The 24680-nt window shown below is 59.1% G+C and carries 27 protein-coding genes; 13 read left to right on the top strand and 14 right to left on the bottom strand.

Translation table 11 applies throughout. The features are described 5' to 3' along the window. Positions 1-72 precede the first annotated feature (72 nt). Positions 73-2697 (top strand): DNA mismatch repair protein MutS, encoded by a 2625-nt coding sequence (mutS, locus tag ACI3GR_RS09055; RefSeq protein ID WP_407494887.1) that lies wholly within the window; start codon positions 73-75, stop codon positions 2695-2697. Positions 2698-2746: 49 nt separating this feature from the next. Here the strand turns inward: mutS and ACI3GR_RS09050 are convergent, their stop codons facing one another. Both ACI3GR_RS09050 and hrcA read right to left on the bottom strand, forming a co-directional pair. Beyond that, positions 2747-3304 (bottom strand): nucleotide exchange factor GrpE, encoded by a 558-nt coding sequence (locus tag ACI3GR_RS09050; protein ID WP_407493884.1) that lies wholly within the window; start codon positions 3302-3304, stop codon positions 2747-2749. 10 nt (positions 3305-3314) lie between these two features. Continuing rightward, the gene (hrcA, locus tag ACI3GR_RS09045; protein WP_407493882.1) at positions 3315-4379 is read right to left on the bottom strand and encodes a heat-inducible transcriptional repressor HrcA; all 1065 of its coding nucleotides are present in this window, start codon (positions 4377-4379) and stop codon (positions 3315-3317) included. Positions 4380-4493: 114 nt separating this feature from the next. Between hrcA and rph the strand changes: the two genes are divergently transcribed. Genes rph through ACI3GR_RS09025 form a run of 4 tightly spaced genes read left to right on the top strand, consistent with a single transcriptional unit; the run spans position 4494 to position 7326 of the window. After that, entirely contained in the window at positions 4494-5207 is a 714-nt protein-coding gene (rph, locus tag ACI3GR_RS09040) for a ribonuclease PH (RefSeq protein WP_407493881.1), read from the top strand. Then, entirely contained in the window at positions 5208-5816 is a 609-nt protein-coding gene (gene rdgB, locus ACI3GR_RS09035) for an RdgB/HAM1 family non-canonical purine NTP pyrophosphatase (protein ID WP_407493880.1), read from the top strand. It abuts the gene before it with no gap. Continuing rightward, positions 5809-6963, top strand: a complete 1155-nt coding sequence (hemW, locus tag ACI3GR_RS09030) for a radical SAM family heme chaperone HemW (protein WP_407493879.1) — start codon at positions 5809-5811, stop codon at positions 6961-6963. The genes rdgB and hemW overlap by 8 nt, the downstream gene beginning before the upstream one ends. Before the next feature lie 3 nt (positions 6964-6966). Further along, positions 6967-7326 carry a YbaN family protein gene (locus ACI3GR_RS09025; protein ID WP_407493878.1) on the top strand — a complete coding sequence of 120 codons (360 nt, stop codon included), beginning with the start codon at positions 6967-6969 and terminating at the stop codon, positions 7324-7326. On the opposite strand, the gene ACI3GR_RS09020 is transcribed toward ACI3GR_RS09025, so the two are convergent. The 7 genes from ACI3GR_RS09020 to hemJ form a co-directional block, all read right to left on the bottom strand. Continuing rightward, the gene (locus ACI3GR_RS09020) at positions 7310-8197 is read right to left on the bottom strand and encodes a ParB/RepB/Spo0J family partition protein (protein WP_407493877.1); all 888 of its coding nucleotides are present in this window, start codon (positions 8195-8197) and stop codon (positions 7310-7312) included. The genes ACI3GR_RS09025 and ACI3GR_RS09020 overlap by 17 nt on opposite strands. Then, positions 8194-9018 (bottom strand): ParA family protein, encoded by an 825-nt coding sequence (locus ACI3GR_RS09015; protein WP_407493875.1) that lies wholly within the window; start codon positions 9016-9018, stop codon positions 8194-8196. Before ACI3GR_RS09015 ends, ACI3GR_RS09020 begins: the two co-directional genes overlap by 4 nt. Beyond that, positions 9011-9604 (bottom strand): 16S rRNA (guanine(527)-N(7))-methyltransferase RsmG, encoded by a 594-nt coding sequence (gene rsmG / locus ACI3GR_RS09010; protein ID WP_407493874.1) that lies wholly within the window; start codon positions 9602-9604, stop codon positions 9011-9013. The genes ACI3GR_RS09015 and rsmG overlap by 8 nt, the downstream gene beginning before the upstream one ends. 2 nt (positions 9605-9606) lie before the next feature. Continuing rightward, positions 9607-11475 (bottom strand): tRNA uridine-5-carboxymethylaminomethyl(34) synthesis enzyme MnmG, encoded by a 1869-nt coding sequence (mnmG, locus tag ACI3GR_RS09005; protein ID WP_407493872.1) that lies wholly within the window; start codon positions 11473-11475, stop codon positions 9607-9609. Between the two features lie 12 nt (positions 11476-11487). Continuing rightward, positions 11488-12771 carry a tRNA uridine-5-carboxymethylaminomethyl(34) synthesis GTPase MnmE gene (gene mnmE / locus ACI3GR_RS09000; RefSeq protein ID WP_407493871.1) on the bottom strand — a complete coding sequence of 428 codons (1284 nt, stop codon included), beginning with the start codon at positions 12769-12771 and terminating at the stop codon, positions 11488-11490. Between the two features lie 24 nt (positions 12772-12795). Further along, entirely contained in the window at positions 12796-14067 is a 1272-nt protein-coding gene (rho, locus tag ACI3GR_RS08995; RefSeq protein WP_407493870.1) for a transcription termination factor Rho, read from the bottom strand. A gap of 134 nt (positions 14068-14201) precedes the next feature. Beyond that, a complete protein-coding gene (gene hemJ / locus ACI3GR_RS08990) occupies positions 14202-14648 on the bottom strand; it encodes a protoporphyrinogen oxidase HemJ (protein WP_407493869.1) in 447 nt (148 codons plus the stop codon). Positions 14649-15056: 408 nt separating this feature from the next. On the opposite strand from hemJ, the gene ACI3GR_RS08985 reads away from it, so the two are divergent. Genes ACI3GR_RS08985 through dnaQ form a run of 4 tightly spaced genes read left to right on the top strand, consistent with a single transcriptional unit; the run spans position 15057 to position 17758 of the window. Continuing rightward, positions 15057-15653 (top strand): Maf family protein, encoded by a 597-nt coding sequence (locus tag ACI3GR_RS08985; RefSeq protein ID WP_407493868.1) that lies wholly within the window; start codon positions 15057-15059, stop codon positions 15651-15653. Beyond that, positions 15650-16483 (top strand): shikimate dehydrogenase, encoded by an 834-nt coding sequence (locus tag ACI3GR_RS08980; RefSeq protein WP_407493866.1) that lies wholly within the window; start codon positions 15650-15652, stop codon positions 16481-16483. The genes ACI3GR_RS08985 and ACI3GR_RS08980 overlap by 4 nt, the downstream gene beginning before the upstream one ends. After that, positions 16480-17073 (top strand): dephospho-CoA kinase, encoded by a 594-nt coding sequence (coaE, locus tag ACI3GR_RS08975; protein WP_407493865.1) that lies wholly within the window; start codon positions 16480-16482, stop codon positions 17071-17073. The genes ACI3GR_RS08980 and coaE overlap by 4 nt, the downstream gene beginning before the upstream one ends. Further along, the gene (gene dnaQ / locus ACI3GR_RS08970; RefSeq protein ID WP_407493863.1) at positions 17066-17758 is read left to right on the top strand and encodes a DNA polymerase III subunit epsilon; all 693 of its coding nucleotides are present in this window, start codon (positions 17066-17068) and stop codon (positions 17756-17758) included. The genes coaE and dnaQ overlap by 8 nt, the downstream gene beginning before the upstream one ends. Positions 17759-17788: 30 nt before the next feature. On the opposite strand, the gene secB is transcribed toward dnaQ, so the two are convergent. After that, complete coding sequence (gene secB, locus ACI3GR_RS08965) at positions 17789-18274, bottom strand: protein-export chaperone SecB (protein WP_407493862.1); 486 nt, start codon at positions 18272-18274, stop codon at positions 17789-17791. Between the two features lie 81 nt (positions 18275-18355). After that, a complete protein-coding gene (locus ACI3GR_RS08960) occupies positions 18356-18838 on the bottom strand; it encodes an FxsA family protein (RefSeq protein ID WP_407493861.1) in 483 nt (160 codons plus the stop codon). 111 nt (positions 18839-18949) lie between these two features. On the opposite strand from ACI3GR_RS08960, the gene ACI3GR_RS08955 reads away from it, so the two are divergent. Genes ACI3GR_RS08955 through ACI3GR_RS08945 form a run of 3 tightly spaced genes read left to right on the top strand, consistent with a single transcriptional unit; the run spans position 18950 to position 21230 of the window. Further along, positions 18950-19612, top strand: coding sequence for a Tim44/TimA family putative adaptor protein (locus ACI3GR_RS08955; protein WP_407493860.1), 663 nt, complete (start codon positions 18950-18952; stop codon positions 19610-19612). Next, the gene (gene mltA / locus ACI3GR_RS08950) at positions 19609-20643 is read left to right on the top strand and encodes a murein transglycosylase A (protein WP_407493859.1); all 1035 of its coding nucleotides are present in this window, start codon (positions 19609-19611) and stop codon (positions 20641-20643) included. Before ACI3GR_RS08955 ends, mltA begins: the two co-directional genes overlap by 4 nt. Further along, on the top strand, positions 20640-21230 hold the full coding sequence (locus tag ACI3GR_RS08945) for a Smr/MutS family protein (protein WP_407493858.1): 591 nt from the start codon (positions 20640-20642) through the stop codon (positions 21228-21230). The genes mltA and ACI3GR_RS08945 overlap by 4 nt, the downstream gene beginning before the upstream one ends. Here ACI3GR_RS08945 and hslU read toward each other — a convergent pair. Both hslU and hslV read right to left on the bottom strand, forming a co-directional pair. Continuing rightward, the gene (gene hslU, locus ACI3GR_RS08940; protein ID WP_407493856.1) at positions 21227-22534 is read right to left on the bottom strand and encodes an ATP-dependent protease ATPase subunit HslU; all 1308 of its coding nucleotides are present in this window, start codon (positions 22532-22534) and stop codon (positions 21227-21229) included. The two genes, ACI3GR_RS08945 and hslU, sit on opposite strands and share 4 nt — an antisense overlap. A gap of 3 nt (positions 22535-22537) precedes the next feature. Then, positions 22538-23101: an ATP-dependent protease subunit HslV gene (gene hslV / locus ACI3GR_RS08935; protein WP_407493855.1), complete on the bottom strand. Its 564-nt coding sequence runs from the start codon at positions 23099-23101 to the stop codon at positions 22538-22540. A gap of 109 nt (positions 23102-23210) precedes the next feature. Between hslV and ACI3GR_RS08930 the strand changes: the two genes are divergently transcribed. After that, positions 23211-24104 carry a hypothetical protein gene (locus tag ACI3GR_RS08930; protein ID WP_407493853.1) on the top strand — a complete coding sequence of 298 codons (894 nt, stop codon included), beginning with the start codon at positions 23211-23213 and terminating at the stop codon, positions 24102-24104. A gap of 234 nt (positions 24105-24338) precedes the next feature. Here the strand turns inward: ACI3GR_RS08930 and trxA are convergent, their stop codons facing one another. Then, a complete protein-coding gene (gene trxA / locus ACI3GR_RS08925) occupies positions 24339-24659 on the bottom strand; it encodes a thioredoxin (protein WP_407493852.1) in 321 nt (106 codons plus the stop codon). Positions 24660-24680 lie beyond the last annotated feature (21 nt).

The raw sequence follows: 24680 nt of genomic DNA, 5'->3' as shown, positions 1-24680 counted from the left end.
CCCCTTTTCCCGCTTTGTATGGTCGCGGGAAAGCCACGGGGGGTCGCAGTGTCCAAGGAAACCGTCACGCCAATGATGGCGCAGTATCTTGAGATCAAATCAGGGTACCCAGACGCGTTGCTGTTCTACCGGATGGGCGATTTTTACGAACTTTTCTTCGACGACGCGGTCGCGGCGTCCGAGGCGCTAGATATTGCCCTGACAAAACGCGGCAAACATCTGGGCGAAGACATCCCCATGTGCGGCGTGCCCGTCCATTCGGCGGAAAACTACCTGCTGACTCTGATCCGCAAAGGGTTTCGCGTCGCCGTGGGCGAACAGATGGAAACCCCGGAAGAGGCGAAGAAGCGCGGCTCCAAATCCGTGGTCGCCCGCGACGTGGTGCGGCTGGTGACGCCCGGCACGTTGACCGAGGAATCCCTGCTCGACGCCCGCCGCCACAACTTCCTGGCGGCCTTCACCGTGGTGCGCGATGACGCGGCATTGGCTTGGGTCGACATTTCGACCGGCGCGTTTCACGTAATGCCATTGCCCACCGTGCGCCTTGGCCCGGAACTCGCGCGGCTGGCCCCATCCGAACTGCTAATCCCGGACGAGATAGAGACTGATTACCGTGAAACAGTCTCTGATTTCGGGATTTCCCTGACCCCGCTGTCACGCGGATCATTCGATAGTACCGGCGCGACCGACCGCATCTGCGCACTCTTCAAAATCGCATCGCTCGACGCCTTCGGCACATTCACCCGGGCCGAGGTTTCGGCCATGGGTGCCATCGTCGATTACCTAGACATCACGCAAAAGGGCAAACTCCCCCTGCTGCGCAAACCGGTTCGCGAAGCCTCTGACCGGTCCGTTCAGATCGACGCCGCCACGCGCCGCAATCTGGAACTGACCCACGCCCTGTCCGGCGGTCGCGCCGGGTCACTTTTGTCCGCCATCGATCGCACCGTCACCCCCGGCGGCGCGCGGCTGTTGGAACGTCGTCTCTCCAGCCCGTCCCGTGATATCGACACGATCAACGCCCGCCTGATGGCCGTCGACGCCATGGTTGAAGATCGCAAAACGGCCAAAGACCTGCGCGATGCGCTGCGGTCAGTCCCTGACATCGACCGCGCCCTGTCCCGTCTGGCCATCGACCGCGCCGGGCCCCGCGATCTGGCCTCGATCCGCAACGGGCTGACCCAGGCCGAACAGATCACACAGATCCTCGACACCGATCTGCCGCCCCTGTTGGCCGACGCGACCAGGGCGCTCACCGGCCACGACGATTTGCTGGAACTGCTCGACGCCGCGCTGGTTGCGGAACCCCCGCTGCTGACACGCGACGGCGGTTTCATTGCCCCCGGCTACGACGCCGATCTGGATGACGCCCGCAAACTTCGTGATGAAGGCCGCGGTGTGATTGCCGCGATGCAAACGGAATACGCCGAGCTGACCGGCATTCCGTCGATCAAGATCAAGCATAACAACGTCCTCGGCTACTTCATCGAAGTCACCGCCACCCACGCCGATAAAATGCTGTCGGAACCGCTGAACGAAAAGTTCAAACACCGCCAGACGACCGCCAACCAGCTCCGCTTTACCACGCCCGAACTCAGCGAGATGGAAACCAAGATCATCAACGCCGGTGGTCGCGCGCTGGATATCGAAAAGCGTCTCTACGACGCACTTAAGGGTCGAATTCTGGACGCATCCTCCGACCTGACAGACACCGCGCGGGCACTGTCCGAACTCGACCTCGCCACGGCATTGGCCGACCTGTCGATCGCTGAAAACTGGTGCCGTCCCAAGATCACCGACGATCGCACCCTGCGCATCATTGGCGGCCGCCACCCGGTCGTCGAACAATCCCTGCGCCGCGACGGATCGCCCTTCATCGCCAACGACACCGACCTGTCGGGCGACCCGTCTTCGATCTGGCTGCTGACCGGTCCGAACATGGCCGGTAAATCGACCTTCCTGCGCCAGACAGCGCTGATCACCCTCCTTGCCCAAATGGGCAGCCACGTCCCGGCGACCGAGGCTGATATCGGCGTGATCTCGCAACTCTTCAGCCGCGTCGGTGCTTCCGACGATCTGGCCCGTGGCCGCTCCACCTTCATGGTCGAAATGGTCGAAACCGCCGCGATCCTGAACCAAGCCGACGACCGCGCGCTGGTTATCCTTGACGAAATCGGTCGTGGCACGGCGACCTACGACGGCCTGTCCATCGCATGGGCAACGCTTGAACACCTGCACGAGGTCAACCAAAGCCGCGCCCTTTTCGCCACGCATTACCACGAAATGACCCAACTGGCTGGCAAACTCCCCGCCGTTGAAAACGCCACGGTCGCGGTGCGCGAACACGACGGCGACGTCGTCTTCCTGCACGAGGTCATCCGCGGCGCCGCCGACCGGTCTTACGGCGTTCAGGTCGCCCGCCTCGCCGGCCTACCCGACAGTGTCGTCGCCCGTGCGCGCGAAGTCCTGAACGCGTTGGAAGAAGGCGACCGCAACAGCGGCCAAAAACCCAAGGCCATCATCGACGACCTGCCCCTGTTCGCCGCCGCCGCCCCCGCGCCAACGGCAAAACCTGACCCGGTCCCACCGCATTACGCCGACGTCGCCAAACTCCTAGACGACACGCACCCGGACGAACTCACCCCGCGCGAAGCGCTCGACCTGCTCTACAAATTGAAAGAGGCGTCCCGCACATAGCGAAACGCCCCTCTTCATCTTTCCAAAAATACCTCCCGCCGGAGGCAAATCACGCAGGTGTCGACGACACGCCAACCTGCGCCGGACGCAGCAACCGATCCGACAACCAGAACCCTTCGGCGGACACCTGAATGATGTCGCCTGCCTTGGTTCCGGGCACAGGCGCTTCGAACATGGCTTCGTGCACATTGGGGTCGAACTTGTCGCCAACTTCGGGCGCAATCGGTTCAATCCCGTGCTTTTTGAAGGTGTTCAGCAGCTCACGCATCGTCAGCTCAATCCCTTCGATGAGCGCAGCGTTTTCTTCGGTGGTCTCGCCCGCCGCTTCCAACGCCCGCTTCATGTTGTCGTAAACGGGCAGCAGATCACGGGCCAGCTTGGACCCGCCGTACATCTCGGCTTCGCGCCGCTGCTTATCGGCCCGTTTGCGCGCGTTTTCGATTTCCGCCAGCGCGCGCATCCATTTGTCTTTCAGGTCGTCACGTTCCGCCCGCAGCGCATCGATCTCGATGGTTTCATCGTCCATCTCGTCGATGTCGTCGGAATATACGTCCGCTTCGGCCGAATCGATGTCGTCCAGAAAGTCGTCGTCTTCAGGTCCAGCCATGTCTCTACCTCTAGCTCCGGTCGGTGATCATCCGTCCAACCAACTGCGCGGTGTAATCCACGATGGGCACGATCCGCCCATAATTCAGCCGCGTCGGTCCAATGACCCCAACCGCACCAATGATCTTACGGTCCGCGTTCATATAAGGAGAGACCACCAGAGAGGAACCCGAAAGTGAAAAAAGTTTGTTTTCCGAGCCGATAAAAATGCGCACACCCTCGCCATCTTCGGCCAGTTCAAGAAATTCGGCGATGTCCCGCTTGCGCTCAAGGTCATCAAACAGGCTACGGATACGCTCCAAATCCTCTTCGGCGGCGTCGGTGCCCAACAGGTTAGACCGTCCGCGCACGATCAACCGCTCATAGCTCGACCCCTGATCGTCCCATTCGGCCCAGCCCGAATCGATCAGATCGCGCGCCAGCGCATCGATTTCCTGCCGACGGCGGGTGATTTCATCTTTCACCACCTGCGACAGTTCGGTCAGCGTGCGCCCCTCGGCCAGCGAATTCACGAAATTCGCCGCTTCGCGCATCGAACTGGGGGTCTGCCCCGGCGGCGGCGTAAACACACGGTTTTCCACGTGCCCGTCCGCAAAGACCAGCACGACCAACGCACGGTCATGCCCAAGCCCGACAAATTCGATATGTTTGATCGGCGCTTCATGCTTTGGCGCCAGCACCAGCGATGCGCCTTGCGTCGCCCCGGACAGGGCCGACCCGATCCGATCCAGCAAACCGCCCACGTCGCCGCCACCATTCCCGATCGTCGCGTCGATCTTTTCGCGGTCGGTGTTGTCCAGATCGCCGACCTCTAGCAGCCCATCCACGAACATCCGCAGCCCCTGCTGCGTCGGAACGCGTCCGGCGGACACATGCGGGCTGTCCAGCAGACCAAGATATTCCAGATCCTGCATGACGTTGCGGATCGTCGCCGCGCTGACCTTTTCGTCCATCGACCGGGTCAGCGTCCGCGACCCCACCGGTTCCCCGTTCAGCAGATAGCCCTCGACCACCCGGCGAAACACTTCTCGGGATCGGTCGTTCAGCTCTTCCAGGATTTTCGAAGTATTACTCATCTAGACGTCGGTTATTGCCACGTGGAACACAAAACATAGTCCGGGCTTGCCTTCCGTACCATGCCAAGACTATCCCAACCGCAACAGATAACCCATCTTTGAAAGGGAAACCCGATGCGGCCATCAGGACGAGAGTTAAGCGAAATGCGCGCGGTTTCAATCGAAACCAACGTCACGAAACACGCCGAAGGATCGTGCCTGATCAAAGTGGGCGACACCCACGTGATCTGCACCGCCACGATCGAAGACCGCGTACCCCCTTTTATCAAAGGCTCGGGCCTTGGTTGGGTCACCGCTGAATACGGCATGCTGCCCCGGTCGACCTCTTCCCGGATGCGTCGGGAAGCATCCGCAGGGAAGCAGGGCGGACGAACTGTTGAAATTCAACGTCTTATCGGTCGCTCGCTGCGCGCAGGCGTGGATCGCGTGGCCCTTGGCGAACGTCAGATCAGCATCGACTGTGACGTGATCCAGGCCGATGGCGGGACGCGCTGCGCCTCGATCACCGGCGGTTGGGTTGCGCTGCGTCTGGCCGTGAACAAGCTGATGAAAGCAGGCGACGTGGTCAGCGATCCGCTGGTCGATCCCGTGGCTGCGGTATCCTGCGGTATCTATGCCGGTCAGCCCGTGCTGGATCTGGACTATCCCGAAGACAGCGATGCGGGCGTCGACGGTAACTTTATCATGACCGGATCGAAGCGACTGATCGAAGTGCAGATGAGCGCAGAGGGCGCGACCTTCTCTCGGGATCAGATGGACCAACTGATGGACCTTGCCGACAAAGGCGTTGGCGAATTGGTCGAAATCCAGAAAGCGGCCTGCGCATAAATGCGAAAGTTCGAAGGAAATCAACTGGTTATAGCCAGCCACAACACAGGAAAGCTGCGGGAAATCGCGGCTTTGCTGGAACCCTTTGGGATTACCTGCACCAATGCAGGCGATCACGGCTTGGAAGAACCGGAAGAAACCGAGGATACATTCGTCGGCAACGCCCGGATCAAGGCTCATTTTGCCGCCAAAGGCACCGGCCTGCCCGCCCTGTCGGATGACAGCGGCATCACGGTCGACGCCCTAGACGGCGCGCCGGGTGTTTACACGGCCGATTGGGCCGAAACGCCTAACGGTCGCGACTTTCCCATGGCAATGACCAAAGTCTGGGATCTGCTGGAACAGAAGAACGCCCCGACCCCACGGACGGCGGCGTTCAATTGTACGCTGGTGCTCGCGTGGCCCGATGGGCACGACGAAGTCTTCGAAGGCATCGTCCACGGTCAGGTCGTCTGGCCCATGCGCGGCGAACTAGGGTTCGGCTTTGACCCCGTGTTCTTGCCGGATGGTGAAACCGAAACCTTCGGCGAAATGGACCCGGCCAAAAAACACGCCATGTCCCACCGCGCGGACGCCTTCCGCAAACTTGTCGCGGGTTGCTTTGACTGAAGATTGGGAAGCCGGCGGGTTCGGCATCTATATCCATTGGCCGTTCTGTCAGGCCAAATGCCCCTATTGCGACTTCAACTCTCATGTCGCGAAAGTGGTCGATCATACCCGCTGGCGCGACGCCTACCTGAGTGAGCTTGACCGTCACGCCGCCGAAACCCCCGGCCGCGTCGTTCGGTCGGTATTTTTCGGCGGCGGCACGCCCAGCCTGATGGACCCGGATACTGTTGATGCGATCCTGAGCCGGATCAGGCAATTGTGGCCGCAGGCCAATGATCCCGAAATCACACTAGAGGCTAACCCCGGATCAGTCGAATCCGCCCGGTTTAGAGCCTTTTTTGACGCTGGCGTGTCGCGCGTTTCCATGGGGATTCAGGCCCTGAATGACCGCGATCTTCAGCGTCTTGGACGTATTCACACCGCCAAAGAGGCGATGCAGGCCTTCGACATAGCCAGATCCACGTTTGATCGGGTTAGTTTTGACCTGATCTACGCACGGCAGGACCAAACGCCAGAGGCATGGCGGACAGAGCTAAAACAGGCACTAAACATGGCAATTGACCATCTTTCCCTGTATCAGCTGACAATCGAAGATGGCACCGCCTTTGGGGATCGCTACCGGATCGGCAAGCTGCGCGGACTGCCCGATGATGATGCTGCGGCGGACATGTACGACATCACGCAAGACGAAACGGCCAAGGCCGGGTTCAACACCTACGAGGTCAGCAATCACGCGCGCCCGGGGGCCGAGTCCCGGCACAACATTCTTTATTGGCGATACGGTGATTACGTAGGCATCGGCCCCGGCGCTCATGGTCGCCTGACATTAAACGGCATCCGCACCGCGACCGAGGCGATCCGTATGCCCAACGCCTGGCTTGATGCGGCCGAGGCCGGCAGCGGTGATAAACTGCGCACGTCCCTGTCGCGCGATGATCAGGCAACCGAATTTCTGCTCATGGGTCTTCGTCTAACGGATGGGATCGATATGGACAGGTTTGCCAATCTGGCGGGCCATCCTATTTCAAACCAACCCCTGCAGGAGCTGATCGATTTAGGGATGGTTCAGACCAATGGGGTAAACCTGCGGGCGACGGATCAAGGGCGATTGGTGCTAAACGCGGTGATTGCCCGACTTTTGGAGTAACTGATGCGCTATCTTTGGGCCGGATTGGGTTGCCTATCGCTCCTGTGTGGGTTCATCGGCGTGTTCCTCCCCCTGATCCCAACCGTCCCCTTCATCCTTCTTGCCGCATTTCTGTTCGCCAGATCATCAGAGCGTATGCACAACTGGCTGATGTCGCACCCCACCTTCGGACCGTCGATCGTGGATTGGCAGACCCATGGCGCGGTATCTCGGCGGGCAAAAAAATCGGCGACGCTTGCCTGCGCCGCCGTTCTCTTACTCTCGGTTTTCATGGGCCTTCGCTGGCAATTGATCGCCATTCAGGCCGTCACGCTAAGCTGCGTGATGATCTTTCTCTGGACCAGACCTAACGGCCCGAGCTGAGCGTCTGGCACAGCTGATCCAGCTGGTCCAAATCCTTGTATCGGATACTGACCGTCCCGCCGTCGCCCGCACCGGAATGGTTGATCACGACAGACATGCCCATCGCGGCGCTCAGATCGCTTTCCAGCATCCGTGTATCCGCGTCCTTTTCAGGTACAGACGGCTTTTTCGCCTGTTTAGTCTCTGATTTGCCTTCAGCGGCCAGCTTTTCGGTTTCCCGAACGGACAGCCCACCAGAGACCACTCGCGCCGCCAGAACCGACGGATTTTCCGCAGTAATCAGCGCCCGCGCATGACCCGCGGACAGCTTTCCTGCCTTCAACATATCCTGCACATCTTCTGGCAAGTTCAGCAGGCGCATCAGGTTGGCAATATAGCTGCGGCTTTTACCCAGAGCTTCGGCGAGCTTTTCCTGCGTATGACCAAATCGATCCATCAACTGGCGATAACCAGCCGCTTCTTCGACCGGGTTCAGATCAGCCCGCTGGATGTTCTCAATGATCGCAACTTCAAGAACTTCGGTATCGTCATAGTCGCGCAGCAAAACCGGCACTTCGTGCAGTTTCGCCATCTGAGCCGCACGCCAACGACGCTCTCCCGCGACGATTTCGTATTGATCGCCCTTCTGACGCACGATCAGCGGCTGGATGATCCCCTTTTCGGAAATCGACTTGGCCAGTTCTTCCAACTGGTCCTGCGTGAAGCTACGTCGCGGCTGATCCGGATTGGGAACCACGTTTTCAACCGGAACCATCAAGTCCGGGCGTCGGGGAGCTTCGGCCGGCGCAGCGGCGGGCTGATCTGCGTTCACGTCCGCCATCAAAGCCGACAAACCACGGCCCAAGCCCCTGTTTTTCTGGTTCTTACTCATGCCCGCTCCTCCTTGGCCTCTGCCGGTTCATTGTTTGTTAGAAATTCTTGCGCCAGCGCGCGATAGGCCTGAGCGCCCTTGGATGTGGTGTCGAACTCCAGCACCGGCATGGCGTAGGACGGCGCCTCACTGACCCGCACGTTGCGCGGGATCTTGGTCCGATAGACGATATCGCCAAGGTTATCGCGCGCATCTGCTTCGACCTGTTGCGACAGGTTGTTCCGAGCGTCGTACATGGTTAACACCACCCCCTCCATCCGGAGGTTCGGGTTAGCCGATTGACGGACATCCCGGATCGTCAGCATCAATTGCGACAGGCCTTCCAGCGCAAAGAATTCACTTTGCAGCGGGACAAGGACCGAATGCGCCGCAACCATCGCATTCACCGTCAAAAGGTTCAGGGACGGAGGGCAATCAATCAGGATAAAATCGAAATTGTATTGTTCCATCGCTGGCTGACGAAGAGCGTCGTGCAAAAGAAAACTGCGCTTTTCGTTGGCAATCAGCTCGATATCAGCAGAGGACAGATCGACCGTCGACGGAACAATGCTCAGACCATCCACATTCGTCGGCAGGATTACATCCTTCAGCTCAGCATCATCCAATAGCAATTCATACGTCGTATTTTCCCGCGCCTCGATATCGATCCCAAGCCCGGTCGAAGCGTTCCCCTGCGGGTCCAGATCAATGATCAGAACGTTGCTGCCGAACTCGGCCAAAGCAGCGGCCATGTTGATCGTCGTGGTCGTTTTTCCAACGCCACCCTTTTGGTTCGCGATCGCGACGATTTTAGCGCCGGACAGCGTTAATAGATCAGACATGCTCTACTTCCTTGATCTTCAAAATGACTGCCTCGGGATCAGTTTTACTGGGGATCACTTCGTGTTGAAAGCGCCATTCTTTCCGGGCCTCTTCAACTTCGTCTTTCCACGACCTGCCCTTCTGAAAAAGCATCACCGTGTCGGGTGTGCGATGTTTTTCCGCCAAGTTTAGGAGCGCCCCAAGAGGCGCCAGGGCGCGAGCGGAAATGATTGTGGCGGCAGCTGGGTTCAGATCATCCAGCCGGGACGCCATGACCTTGACCTGCACGCCAACTTCGCGGGCGGTATTGCGAAGAAAAGCGCACTTCCGTTGATCAGAATCGACGAGTTGAAACATCAGGTCTGGCTTTGTGTCATGGGCCATAATCGCGCAGACAAGCCCGGGGAACCCACCGCCACTGCCCATATCCAGCCAAAGCCCCTCGGCGACCTCACCCAGATTGAAAACTTGGATCGAATCTTCGATGTGTCGGGTCCATGCGTCGTCTATCGTCGACTTGGCGACCAGATTGATCTTCGGATTCCATTTTTTTAGCAGCGCTTCGTATGTCTTCAGCCGCTCTTTTGTTTCACGTGAAACATTCATAGCTAGGCCGACTTCTCTCTTTTGTCGCGCCGCAAACGCGCCAGCAGCAAGGTCAAGGCTGCTGGAGTCATGCCCTCGACCCGAGCCGCCTGCGCCAAATTTGCCGGTTTATGCAAGGAAAGCTTGCCCCGCAACTCTGCGGAAAGACCGTCCATCGCGGTAAAGTCAAAGTTTTCAGGAATGATTTGAGCTTCGTCCCTCTTCACCGCTTCAACGTCTTTATGCTGTCGCGCAATATAATTTTCGTACAAAGCGTCCTTTGCAAGCTGCTCTCGCGTCTCGTCATCCAGCTTACCTACCTCTGAATCAACAGCGATAAGTTGATCGAAGGACACGTCCTGGAATGACAAAAACTGATAAAGCGTGCGGCGAGCACCATCATTGCTGACCTTAATTCCGGCATGAGCAACCTCCTGAGGGGAGTATTCTTTGGCGGAAAGGGCTGCCCTACCGGCCGCCAAGGCATCCATCTTTGTCGAAAACACATCCCGACGCTTAGGCCCGACGCAGCCAACATCTACACCTAGAGGCGTCAACCGTTGATCGGCATTGTCCGCCCTCAGGGACAACCGAAATTCCGCCCGCGAGGTAAACATGCGGTACGGCTCTGACACACCCCGGGTTGTCAGATCGTCAATCATCACGCCAATGTAGCTATCCGTTCGGCTAAACCGCACCGGGTCCATGTCCAATGCCGACCCGGCCGCGTTCAAACCGGCGACCAGTCCCTGCGCGGCGGCTTCTTCATAGCCAGTAGTCCCATTGATCTGCCCAGCCAAAAAGAGCCCGGGTACAGATTTCAGCTCTAACCGAAGATCAAGCGCGCGCGGGTCCACGTAATCGTATTCGATCGCATAGCCCGGCTGAAAAATCTTTGCGTTTTCTAAACCTTTAATCGAATGCACATAAGCTTCTTGAACATCCGCCGGCAGAGAGGTCGAAATACCATTTGGGTACACCGTCGGATCATCAGCCCCTTCAGGCTCCAAAAAGATCTGATGGGATGATTTATCGGCGAACCGAACCACCTTGTCTTCAATCGACGGGCAATACCGCGGGCCGACCCCGTCAATATGCCCCCCATACATTGCTGACCTATTCAAGTTTTCCTGAATGATCGCATGGGTTTGTTCATTCGTGTGGGTAATACCGCACGACACCTGGGGCGCCGAAACCGCCTTCGACAGGAAAGAGAACAACACCGGCTCTTCATCACCCGGCTGCTTTTCCAACTCGTCCCAATTGATCGTACGGCCATCCAAACGCGGCGGCGTGCCCGTCTTAAGTCGCCCCAGGGGCAATCCGAAACCGTCAATTCGCTCTGCCAGCTTCACGGATGGCTTATCGCCAATCCGTCCACCCGGGCGTGACTGGTCCCCAATATGAATAACACCCCGTAAAAATGTACCGGTTGTCAGGATGACCGCCTTGGCGCTTATCTCACTGCCGTCCGCTAAGGTAACGCCACAAACGCGACCACCGTCCATCCTCAGGTCGGTGACCTCTCCCTCCAATATCTCAAGCGACGGGATATTCTGCAGTTCTCGTAGCATTTGGGTCCGGTAAATTTTTCGATCCGCCTGTGCACGCGGCCCCTGCACCGCAGGACCTTTTCGGCGGTTCAGCAAACGGAACTGGATCCCTGCCAAATCAGCAATGCGGCCCATCACGCCATCCATCGCATCAATTTCGCGAACCAAATGACCTTTGCCCAACCCGCCAATAGCAGGGTTGCAGGACATAACACCAATGCCAGCGATTTTCAGCGAAATAAGGGCGGTCCGCGCGCCACGGCGCGCGGACGCGGCGGCGGCTTCACTACCTGCGTGCCCACCACCAATTACAATAACGTCGAAGTCTGGATGTTTCACGTGAAACAACTCCTACTTGCCGATGCAAAAACTCGAGAAGATGTCGTCCAATAACATCTCCACATCCACTCGGCCAACCAAAGAATCCAGCGCGCGAACTCCTGCGCGCAAGTCTTCCGCTGCCATCTCAGACATCTCCATACCCACCGCGAGCTTGTCTTTTGCCGCTCTCAAATCCAGCAATCCACGGCGCATCGCATGGGCGTGTCTTTCCCGCGTCGCAACGCCGCTACGACCGCTCAGTTCCGCCAATCGATCAGCGATACGTTCCACCAAAGCCGACAGCCCGTAGCCAGTTACGCCAGAAACCGCGCCCGGCGACTCACCCACCTGATCCGCTTTCCCTACCACAACCACATCACCAGCAACGGTTTCAAACACCGGAGCTCCATCCGCACCCGTCAGAAACACCCGCATATCAGCGTGCTCTGCCCGCTCTTTCGCGCGTTGCACACCGATCGCCTCAACCGTGTCGTCGGTATCTCGGACACCAGCCGTATCCAGAACTGTCACTGGCAGCCCGCCCAAGTCCATGCGCACTTCGATAACGTCCCGGGTCGTCCCAGCCACTTCGGAGGTGATCGCCGCATCCCGACCCGCGAGCGCATTCAACAAGGTCGACTTTCCAACATTCGGAGCTCCAACAATCGCCACTTCGAACCCAGTCCGAACACGCTCTGCGATGCCCACGCCGGCGATCTCTTGTTCCAGCGCCGACTCGACCCCTGCCAGCAATTCAAATACCTCCGGGCTCACGTCGACCGGAACTTCCTCGTCTGCAAAATCAATCGTCGCTTCGATCAGCGCTGCGGCCCGGATCAAATCTCGCCGCCAGCTGTCCGCCTTGCGCCCCAGCTCTCCTGCCAAAACGCGCTGCGCCTGTTGACGCTGCGCTTCGGTTTCGGCGTCGATCAAATCCGCCAGCCCTTCGACCTGGGCCAGATCGAGACATCCGTTTTCCAAAGCACGCCGAGTAAACTCTCCGGGCTCTGCCATGCGCAGCCCATCACGGCGACCCAGATCTTGCAACACGGCATTCACCACCGCCGTCGACCCATGCAAATGGAACTCTGCCACCCGTTCCCCGGTAAAGCTTGCGCCTTTCTCAAAGACCAGCACCAAGGCTTCGTCCAGAACGCCACTTTCCCCGCGTAAAGTCCGAACGCCGGACATCCGCGCTGCCGGCACGCTGCCGCACATCTCTTGTACCACCTGCCAGGCCAATGGCCCCGACAAACGCACAATCGCAACGCCCGCCTTACCGGGCGCCGTGGCCAAAGCAAAAATCGTGTCCATCTTCGCCCCTCCCGAGGCGCGGGGTTACCCGTTCATCGACTCGAAGAATTCGCTGTTCGTCTTGGTCTGTTTCAATTTCGAAATCAGGAATTCGATCGCATCCGTTGTCCCCATCGGGTTCAGGATACGGCGCAGCACAAAGGTCTTTTGCAGATCGATCTTGTCGGTCAGCAGGTCTTCTTTCCGCGTGCCGGACTTCAGAATATCCATCGCCGGATACACGCGCTTGTCCGCAACTTTCCGATCCAGAACGATTTCCGAGTTACCGGTCCCCTTGAATTCTTCAAAGATCACTTCGTCCATACGGCTGCCGGTATCGATCAGGGCCGTCGCGATGATCGTCAGCGATCCACCCTCTTCGATATTCCGCGCAGCGCCAAAGAACCGCTTGGGTCGCTGCAACGCGTTCGCATCCACACCACCGGTCAAAACCTTACCGGACGACGGCACAACAGTGTTGAACGCTCTACCAAGTCTTGTGATCGAGTCGAGCAAGATAACAACATCTCGCTTATGCTCCACCAGACGCTTGGCCTTTTCAATCACCATCTCAGACACAGCCACGTGCCGCGTCGCAGGCTCGTCAAAGGTCGAAGAGATCACCTCGCCCTTCACGGTCCGCTGCATGTCCGTCACTTCTTCTGGTCGTTCATCGATCAGCAGAACGATCAGATAGCACTCAGGATGGTTGGTTTCGATCGACTTGGCGATGTTCTGCAGCAGAACCGTCTTACCGGTCCGAGGAGGCGCCGTAATCAGCGACCGCTGGCCTTTCCCGATCGGGGCCACCAGATCGATAATCCGGGCCGAGCGATCCTTGATCGTCGGGTCCTCGATTTCCATCTTCAGACGCTCGTCCGGGTACAGCGGCGTCAGGTTGTCAAAGGACACCTTGTGCTTGGCCTTCTCGGGGTCTTCAAAGTTGATCTTCGTGACCGAGGTCAGCGCAAAATACCGCTCATTATCGTCAGGCTGTTTCATCAGCCCTTCGACCGTATCCCCGGTCCGCAGCGAATACTGGCGGATCATGTCGGGCGAGACGTAGATGTCATCCGGGCCCGGCAGATAGTTCGCCTCGGGCGAGCGGAGGAACCCGAACCCGTCCTGCAGCACTTCCAGCACGCCGTCGCCACCGATTTCCCAATCCTCATCCGCACGCTCGCGCAGGATTTGGAACATCATCTCGCCCTTCCGCATGGTCGAGGCGTTCTCGATCTCCAGCTCCTCCGCCATCGACAGCAGGTCTTTGGGGCTTTGGGCTTTCAGATCGGACAGGTTCAGACGGTTCGTGGTCATACAAAAACTCCGGCATACGGCCCGGATGGGCGCGCGGATAGGGCAACAGGGGGAATCGATACGCCCGGACGGACGATTTGATCGCTGGAAATAGGGATCCAACCCTCACAAGTCAACGACGATCCCGTCAGCCGTCAGAACTTCACCACCACCGACAGCACGATCACCACCATCAAAAGCGTCGGCACTTCGTTCATCATCCGGTATTGGCGGCCCGTCACGGTGTTGGTCCCAGCCGCCAAGTCCTTGCGCCGTTTCGCCAGCCAATGATGAAACCAGGTCATCGCGATCACGCTTGCCGCCTTCAACCACGGCCAGACCATGCTCCAATCGACGATCCCGGGCGTGAAGACCAAAAGCAATCCGAACAGCCAAGTCGAGATGCTGGCAGGGTTCATGATCACCTTGAGAAGTTTTTTCTCCATCATCTGGAACGTTTCGTCCATCTCCGCGTTAGACGATTGTTCGACGTGATGTACGAAGAGCCTTGGAAGATAGAAAATCCCTGCCATCCACGCGATCACAGACATGATGTGAAGCGATTTGGTCCAGGGATAGAGGGTGGCAAGCAAGTCAGACATTCGTCTCTCTTATTCTTAAATATAAAAAAGAAAAAGATTGATGAATATAGATGGCTCGCCAGATCCTGTGGATTACTGACTTTGCCTTAGTCTTGCCAACATTTCGCCACATCCTGTGGATGCTTATGTGTAGGTTTTCTGGACCCCTGAGGACGGGATCAGAATTTCCTTAGATATTTCAGATAGCTATAGGCTTACGAACGAAATATCAGCCACGGGATAGTTTTTTGGAGAAAAGCTGAGCATCCCGATCTGTCCACCGCCCAGCACTTATCCATGCCAACAGCGGGAGAGCCGTGGGGATCGCGCGGGACAACGGGGATAGTTACCCATCCCTTGCCTCTTGGCTGTGGATTCTACAGAACCAGTCCTTAACAAATCCCTAAGGTTTTCCCGGATTCCATCCACATGTCCCAGATCATCCTCGCCTCTGGCTCTGCCATCCGGGCCGAGCTTTTGACCAAGGCCCAGGTCCCCTTTGAGGTCAAAACCGCCCCCGTCGATGAAGAGACGATCAAAGCATCTCTGCTGGCCGAAAACACCCGCCCGCGCGACATCTCTGACGCGTTGGCCGAAGCGAAAGCGCAGCGCGTCGCGATGAAGACCCCCGACGATTTCGTCATCGGATGCGATCAGGTGCTAGAACTTGATGGCACGCTGTTCTCCAAAGCGTCTGATCGCGATCAGGCGGCGGAACATCTGACCCAGCTGTCCGGCAAAACCCATCGCCTCTATTCCGCCGCCGTCATCTTTCACGAAGCGCGCCCTATCTGGCGGTTCATCGGCGAAGCCCGGCTGACCATGAGAAACCTATCCACGGCCTATATAGACGACTACCTGGACCGGAACTGGCCCGACGTGTCCTATTGCGTTGGCTGCTACCAGATCGAAGGCGAAGGCAGCCGTCTGTTCTCTCGTATCGACGGGGATCACTTTTCGATCCTTGGCCTTCCACTTCTGCCTTTGTTGACCTTCCTGAACGATCGCGGCCTTATCACCACATGACGCATCCACCCCGCATCCCCCTAGCTGCCGTGATCGGCGCCCCGGTCGCCCATTCGAAATCCCCCACCCTGTTCCGGCATTGGTTCGACGCTTATGGGATCGCCGGCCACTACGTACCGATTCACGTGGAACAAAAGGACCTGGACGAGGTTCTGAAGACCCTGCCAAGGCTGGGTTTTGTCGGCTGCAACGTAACCATTCCGCATAAGGAACAGGTTTTGGAACTGGCCGATACGGTTACCGACCGCGCCAGTCAGATCGGGGCCGCGAACACCCTGACCTTCCATGATGGCGGGTTCGAGGCTGACAATACCGACGGCATCGGCTTTATCGAAAACCTGCGCCAGAACGCCCCCACATGGGATCCGACCTCTGGCCCTGCCGTCGTCCTTGGCGCGGGCGGCGCGGCGCGCGGCATTCTGTCTGCGCTGTTAGAGGCCGGCGTGCCGGACATCCTGATCGCGAACAGAACCCGCGAACGGGCGGAACAACTTTCCGACGTCTTTGGCGCGCAGGTGAAAGTGGTCGACTGGACCGATGCGCCAGACGCTTTGGGTCAGGGGCGCGTGGTGATCAACACGACCTCTTTGGGGATGATAGGTAAAGCGCCTTTGGAGTTGCCGTTGGATACGCTCCATGACGGGCAATTGGTGACCGATATCGTTTATACGCCTTTGGAAACCGACCTGCTGAAAACGGCAAAAGCCAAAGGATGTCAAACGGTTGACGGCCTTGGGATGCTTCTTCACCAAGCCGTTCCCGGGTTTACCCGATGGTTCGGAACACGCCCCGAGGTCACAGAAGACACAAGAAAGGCGGTGCTGGGATGACATATCTTGTTGGCCTGACCGGATCGATCGGCATGGGCAAATCCACCACCGCGCTGATGTTCGTCGAAGAAGGTTGCGCGCTATGGGATGCCGACGCGGCGGTGCATCGGTTGTACGCCAAGGGCGGCGCAGCCGTGGCACCGATGGCAGAGGTCTTTCCGCAGGCGATCCAAGACGGTGCCGTATCGCGCGACGCGCTGAAATCCGCCATCGCTGCCGATCCCACGGCCCTGCGCAAGATCGAACAGATCGTGCACCCTTTGGTCGCCGAAGATCGCCAAGCGTTCATCGCCGGTACTGATGCCGACATCACCGTGCTGGATATCCCCCTGCTGTTTGAAGGCAGTGGGCACAAACTGGTCCAGACCACCGTTTGCGTGTCGGTCGATGAGGCCACGCAGCGCGACCGCGTTCTTGCCCGCGGCACGATGAGCGAAGAGCAGTTCCAGATGATCAAATCCAAGCAGATGCCGGATGCGGAAAAACGCGCTCTGGCAGATTATGTGGTGATCACCGATACTCTGGACCACGCGCGCGAACAGGTGCGGGCGATTGTTACCGAAATCAGGGATAAGCTGAAAAATGCGTGAGATTGTTCTGGATACGGAAACGACAGGCTTCGACCCGGAGCAAGGCGACCGGATCGTGGAAATCGGCGCGGTCGAGCTGTGGAACCACGTCCCCACCGGCGAAACCTATCACGTCTACATCAACCCCGAACGCTCCATGCCGCAAGAAGCGTTCGAGGTGCACGGGCTGGGCGATGATTTCCTGCGCGACAAGCCTGTGTTCAAGGACATCGCGCAAGGCTTTCTAGACTTCGTGAAGACCGACAAACTGGTCATTCACAACGCCAGTTTCGATATGAAATTCCTGAACGCCGAACTGGGCTGGCTGAACCTTCGCAAACTGCCGTGGGAACAGGCGGTCGATACGCTGGCCATCGCGCGCCAACGCTTTCCCGGTTCGCCCGCGTCTTTGGATGCCTTGTGCCGCCGCTTTGGGATCGACAATTCGTCCCGGACGCTGCACGGCGCGCTTCTTGACTCGGAAATTCTGGCCGAAGTGTATCTGGAACTGATCGGGGGTCGTCAGCCTGACTTCGCTCTGGCCAGCCATACTGGCGGGTCGGGCGGATCGGCGGGTGACGATTGGCGTCCGAAACCGCGTCCGACACCCCTGCCCTCGCGGATCTCAGACGAAGAAGCCGCCGCCCATGCCGAATTTACGGCAAAGTTGGGCGACGGCGCAGTCTGGAAGATTTACCAGAATTAAGGGCCGAAGCCCTTTATCTATGCCTTGGTCTTAGGCCTGTGCGGGCTGGGCTGCGGCGCGACGCTGCAGTTCGTTCCGGTACAGGCTGACGAAATCGATGTTTTCCAGATTCAGCGGCGGGAAGCCACCGTCGCGGGTCACGTCGGACACGATGCGGCGCACGAAGGGGAACAGCATCCGCGGGCATTCGATCAGCAGGAAGGGGTGCAGCTGGTCTTCGGGCACGCCTTCGATCTGGAACAGACCGGCGTATTCGATTTCCAGGATAAACAGCGCGTCTTCGGTGCCCTGAGCGACAGATTTCACCGTCAGCTTCATCGAGACTTCGAACTGATGCTCGGCCTCACGCTTTTTTGCATCCAGCGCGACCTGCACCTTTACGTCCGGCTGCACCTGCCCCGAAGAGGGTTTCTGCGCCAGAATGTTTTCAAAGGACATGTCGCGGATGTATTGCGACAGCACGTTCATTTTAACTTGCGGCGGCTGCGCGGCAGCACCGTTTTCGACTTCGGCCATGAGTTACTCCGTCAGGATAAGAATATCGCCACGGGGCTTAACAGGTTCGTGGCCCCGTCTCAATGCTGCGCTCACTTGGGCTTAGTGGCGGGTCCAGCCCGAACCGTTGTGCGTGGGCTGTTTGGGCGGATCGACCTCGTGATAGCTGGCGTCGATGACGTCCTCATGATCGGGCGTATGGCGGCGTCGCGGTTGTGGACCCGTTGAAAACGCACGCATTTTCACGTTACGGCGCAGCCAGTTATAGGCGATCCGGCGAAACGCAGGGGTCAGCAGCGCAAAGCCGACGGCGTCGGTGAAGAACCCCGGCGTCAGCAACAGCGCACCGGCGACCAAGATCATCGCGGCGTCGGCCAGTGGTTCGGTCGGGTCGCGCAGTTCGGAAAAACTGGATCGTAGATTGTTCAGCGCCAGCGCCCCCTGCGCCCGGACCAGCCAGGTGCCAAGGATCGCGGTTGCCAGCACGATCAGCAGGGTCCAGCCCAGTCCGATCGCCCCGCCCACCTGAATGAACAGCGCGATTTCGATCATTGGAATGGCGATGAACGCCAACAGCAGCCACATGGCACCCTCCTGAAACGTAGCGGTGAGGTAGACTTACCCCAACCCAGCACCTACATAGGAACGCAACCGGGCCTTTTCCATGGCCCTAAGGTCTAAGCCCAAGGGGAATTGATGAACTCGCCACTTCTTCAGCTTTTGGTTCTGGCCGGGATCGCCGTCTTTCTGATCCTGCGCCTGCGTAGTGTTCTGGGCACCCGAGAGGGTTTTGAAAAACCTCGTTCGGTCGATACCGCGCCCGCGAAATCCGATCGCGCGAACAAATTTGAGGTGATTGAGGGCGGCCCCGATCACGACATCATCGACCATGTGCCCGAAAACAGCCCTGCCGCTGGTGCACTGGCGCGGATGAAACAGCTGGAACCCAGCTTTTCCGTCGGCGAATTTCTGGGCGGTGCGCGTGGTGCTTATGAAATGATCCTGATGGGGTTTGAGCGCGGCGAAATGGCCGAAATCAAACCCTTCCTGTCCAACGAAGTCTACGAAAGCTTTGCCTACGTCGTGAACGAACGCGAAGCCAAAGGCCTGACGGTCGAGGCGGACTTTGTCGGCGTCAAGGAACTGCAGCTAGTCGATGCAGAGCTGGACGAAGACACCCGCGAAGCGGAACTGACCGTTCGTTTCGTGGGCCAACTGACCTTTGCGGTACGCGACCGCGCCGGGGAAGTGATCGAAGGCGATCCCAAGGCGGTGAAGACGCAGCGCGACGTCTGGACCTTTGCCCGCCACATGGGCACCGACGATCCCAACTGGCAGCTTGTCGCCACGGGCGAATGACTCTGGCGCGGCTGGCTGCCCTGCTGGCCGCCCTGACCCTTCCGGGGTCGGGCGCAATTGCCGATACCACCATGAAAATACTGGACTTTTCCGACCTTAGCGGGTGGGAAGAGGATGATCATGATGCGGCGCTGACGACTTTTCTGAACACCTGCGACGATCTGAAAGCGCCCGATTGGGAAACGCTGTGCGCTGTCGCCTCGGTCCAGACCAACGCGCGCACGTTCTTCGAATTGTTTTTCACGCCTGTGATGATCGAAGACGGTCAGGACGCGCTGTTCACCGGGTATTTCGAACCCGAGTTGAACGGATCGCGCACCCGCACGGCCCGCTATCGCTATCCCCTGTACCGCCTCCCGCCTGAGGCGCGGAACCGCCAGTACCTGTCGCGCCGGGATATCGAAACGACGGGCGCGCTAGAGGGCCGTGGTCTGGAAATCGCTTGGGTCGATGACCCGGTGGAGCTGTTTTTTCTGCAAATCCAAGGCTCTGGACGCGTCCGCCTGCCGAACGGTGATATGATCCGCGTCGGCTATGGCGGTAAGAACGGTCACGAATACCGATCCGTCGGGCAGGAACTGGTGCGGCGTGGCGTCTATTCCCCGCATCAGGTGTCGGCGCAGGTCATCCAGAATTGGGTACGTCGCAATCCGGTCGAAGGCATGGACCTGCTGCACCACAACCCATCTTACGTTTTCTTCCGCGAAATCAGTGACATCCCCGCATCCGCTGGTCCCAAAGGCGCGATGAACCGATCGATCACCGCTGGGCGGTCGATCGCCGTTGATCCGGCGTACACCCCGCTGGGCGCGCCGGTCTGGATCGAAAAAGGTGGGGCCAAACCGTTGAACCGCCTGATGATCGCGCAGGATACCGGATCGGCCATCAAGGGCGCACAACGGGCGGATGTGTTCATCGGCACGGGCGACAAGGCTGGGCGCGAAGCGGGTCGGATGAAGGACCCGGGCCGCATGGTTGTTCTGCTGCCGATCCAGCGCGCCTACGCTATGCTGCCCGAGGACAACCTATGAGCCGCAAGCTGCGTCAGGACGAATTGGACCTGTGGCGCAAGGTGGCGGGGACGGCGGATCGGATGCACCGCCCCAAGCTGGCCCAGAATAACAAGCTGGAGGCCAAGCCCAAACCAAAGCCCGCCCGTCCTGATCCAAAGCCCGCGATCCCCGCCTTTCGGGTGGGGGACGCCGCGACGGGGCGGTCGAAGGGCCATGATCTGATGTCTTCCGTCGCGGATCGGATGGATGCCGCGCCCCTGAACATGGATCGCAAGACCCATACAAGGATGAAGCGTGGCAAGCTAAAGCCCGAGGCGCGGATCGACCTTCACGGCATGACCATGGACCGCGCCCACCCTGCCCTGACCGGGTTTATCATGCGCGCCGCATCCGAAGGGCGGCGGCTGGTACTGGTGATTACCGGGAAAGGTAAAGATCGGGACGAAGATGGCCCGATCCCAGTGCGCCGCGGCGTCTTGCGCCACAACGTGCCCCATTGGCTAAGCGTGCCGCCCCTGTCGCAACTGGTGCTGCAAGTCACCCCCGCGCATGTCAGTCACGGCGGGGGTGGCGCCTATTACGTTTACCTGAAACGGCTGCGTTAAAGCACGTAGCGGCTTAGATCGGCCGAGGCGGCGAGCTTGCCAATGTTGTTTTCGACGAACTCTGCATCGACCGAAACCGTGTCCCCGGATTTGTCGGGCGCATGGAACGACAATTCTTCGAAAACCCGCTCCATGATCGTATAAAGCCGCCGCGCGCCGATGTTTTCCACCGATTGGTTCACCTCGGCCGCGGTACGGGCGAGCGCGGCGATGCCGTCTTCGGTGAACTCTACCGTGACGCCTTCGGTTTCCATCAGCGCGGTGTACTGGCGCGTCAGGGCGTTGTCGGTTTCGGTCAGGATCGCCACAAAATCGGCTTCGGTCAGCGATTGCAATTCGACCCGGATGGGCAGACGACCCTGCAATTCGGGCAATAGATCAGACGGTTTTGCCACGTGGAACGCGCCGGACGCGATGAACAGGATGTGGTCCGTTTTGACCGGGCCATACTTGGTGCTGACGGTGGTGCCTTCGATCAGCGGCAGCAGATCCCGCTGTACGCCTTCACGGCTGACATCCCCGCCGCGCGCGTCGGACCGGGCGCAGACTTTGTCGATTTCATCAAGGAACACGATGCCGTTTTCTTCGACCGCAGACAGGGCAGCGCGGTTGACGGTTTCATCGTCCAGAAGCTTGTCCGCTTCTTCCCCGATCAACAGCTCATAGCTTTCAGCCACCTTCATCTTGCGTTTGACGGTACGCCCGCCGAAGGCTTTGCCGAAGATATCGCCAAGGTTCATCATCCCCATCTGGCTACCCGGCTGACCCGGAATATCCATCATACCCATAGGGTTGGAGTTATCGGCGAGTTCCAGTTCAATCTCGGTCTCGTCCAGCTCACCATTGCGCAGTTTCTTGCGGAACATTTCGCGCGTCGCATCGCGCGCATCCGTCCCGGCAATCGCTTCGATCACCCGATCTTCGGCCATCTGATGGGCCGAGGCTTTGACGTCCTCGCGCATATGGTCGCGGGTCATGGCGATCGCGCTGTCCACCAGATCACGCACGATCTGTTCCACGTCACGGCCGACATAGCCGACCTCGGTGAACTTGGTGGCCTCGACCTTGATGAAGGGCGCGCGGGCCAGTTTGGCCAGACGGCGGCTGATCTCGGTCTTGCCGACGCCGGTGGGGCCGATCATCAGGATGTTCTTGGGAAACACCTCGTCACGCAGATCATCCTTCAACTGCCGACGCCGCCAGCGCGACCGCAGCGCCACGGCGACGGCACGTTTGGCGTCTTTCTGGCCGATGATAAAGCGGTCCAGTTCCGATACGATTTCACGGGGGGTCAGGTCAGTCATTAATTATTCTTTTCCATCAAGTGTTTCGACGGTCAGGTTGCCGTTCGTGTAAACGCAGATGTCAGCCGCAATACTCATGGCCTTGCGCGCAATCTCCTCGGCGTTTTGGTCGCTGTCGATCATCGCACGGGCCGCGGCCAGCGCGTAGTTCCCGCCCGATCCGATGGCCGCAATATCATGTTCCGGCTCTAGCACATCGCCCGCGCCGGTGATGACGTACAGCTCTGACCCGTCGGTGACGATCAGCATAGCTTCCAGCTTTTGCAGGTATTTGTCGGTGCGCCAGTCTTTGGCCAGCTCAACGCTGGCGCGCTGCAACTGACCGGGGGTGGCTTCCAGCTTGGCCTCAAGCCGTTCCAACAGGGTGAAAGCGTCTGCGGTCGAGCCTGCAAATCCACACACCACATCGTAGCCGCCCGGCGACAGGCGTCGCACTTTGCGCGCGCTGCCCTTGATGACCGTCTGGCCCAAAGATACCTGCCCGTCGCCTGCGACGACGACCTGCCCACCTTTGCGGACGCCGATGATCGTGGTGCCGTGCCAGCCGGGAAACTCTGATTGTGCCATTGCGATTGCTCCTTGCGTTCGTGACTATATGCGACCGCGTCCGTCCGGCGACAACCCCGGGTCCCCGGATCGCCTTGTGGGGCAGGGGGCTTACGGCTAGCGTCGCGCCATGTCGCAGCACGTCGCCCTGTATCTGGATCCCGCCCTTCGCCAAAGCGCCGAGGCCGGAGAGCATAATTTCATCGCGCATCTTATGGCGGTGCTGGACGACCACGGGTTCAGTCTGGAAATCCGGCCCGAAGGCGAAATGGGCAAGGGTGGACGCGTTCGGGCGATCACTCACATGCGGCCACCGCCCGCTGGCGGTCTATGTTTCCGCCGCGCCTATCACTACCCTTTCTGGGGGTTGGAGCCGACGGCAGAGCGTTGGCGCTGGCACGTGGCGAAAACGGCTTATTCGCCTGAATTAGTGACTGATCCGGATGCGACTGGTTTTTACCAACGCTGGCAGAAACGGCTGTTCGATGACCTGCCCGGCACGGCGGATCGGCAGGGGTTCGTCTATGTCCCGCTGCAGGGCCGTATCCGCGAAAAGCGCAGTTTTCAAAGCTGCACGCCGATCGAGATGATCCGCCATGTTCTGGCAGCCGACCCCAAACGCCCCGTCATCGCCGCGCTGCATCCGAAAGAGGTTTATTCAGAAGCCGACGGCATCTCGCTAGAGGCGCTGGAGCGCGCGCATCCCCGGCTGAAAATCGTACTGGGGCAGATGGAGCCGCTGCTGAAGGACTGCGACTACGTGGTGACGATGAACTCGGCGGCTGCGTTCAATGGATATTTCTTCGGCAAGCCTGCGATCCTGTTCGGAGAGGTCGATTTCCACCATATCGCTTTGCGCGCCGGGCCCGACGATCTGTCGGCGTTTGAACGGGTGATGGGTCACCAGCCTGACTACGCGCGGTACGTCTATTGGTTCTGGCAGATGAATTGCATCAACGCGGGGCATCCAAGCGTTCGGGACAGGATCAGTGCGGCGTTGAAACGCGCGGGTTGGGTCGACTAGCCGCGTATCGACGGGCCGCGGTCCGGCGGGGTGTGTCCTCATTTCAGCAGCGATTTATTGAAGCCGTGATAGCGCGTCATCAGAGTGATGCGCTTGCGTCTACAGATCGCCGGGCCCGGGGGCGGCCCGTCGATGCGCGGCGGGGCTTCGCCCCTCGACTCCGCGCAGTGCAGACCTCCAACGAAAAAGGGCACCCATCCGGATGCCCCTCATTAACTCAGCATATCGCTAATCTCAGATCGACTCTTCGATCCAGGACTTCAGCGATGCTTTGGGCGCTGCGCCCGCGCGGTTCGACACCACTTCGCCGTCCTTAAAGATGAACAGCGCCGGAATGCCGCGCACGCCCATCTGCATCGGGGTGTTGGGGTTCGAATCAACGTCGACTTTGGCGATTTTTACTTTGCCGCCAAACTCTTCCGACAGTTCTTCCAGTGCCGGGCCGATCTGCTTGCACGGGCCGCACCATTCGGCCCAGAAGTCCACCACGACGGGGACATCGGAATTTTTCACTTCGGTTTCAAAGGTATCGTCGGTTACGGCAACTGTGGACATCGTCTGTCTCCTGATCGGGTG

It is taken from the genome of Pseudooceanicola aestuariicola, from assembly GCF_045763785.1.
Classification (GTDB): domain Bacteria; phylum Pseudomonadota; class Alphaproteobacteria; order Rhodobacterales; family Rhodobacteraceae; genus Pseudooceanicola.
This window is presented reverse-complemented; position numbering and strand designations above follow the sequence as displayed.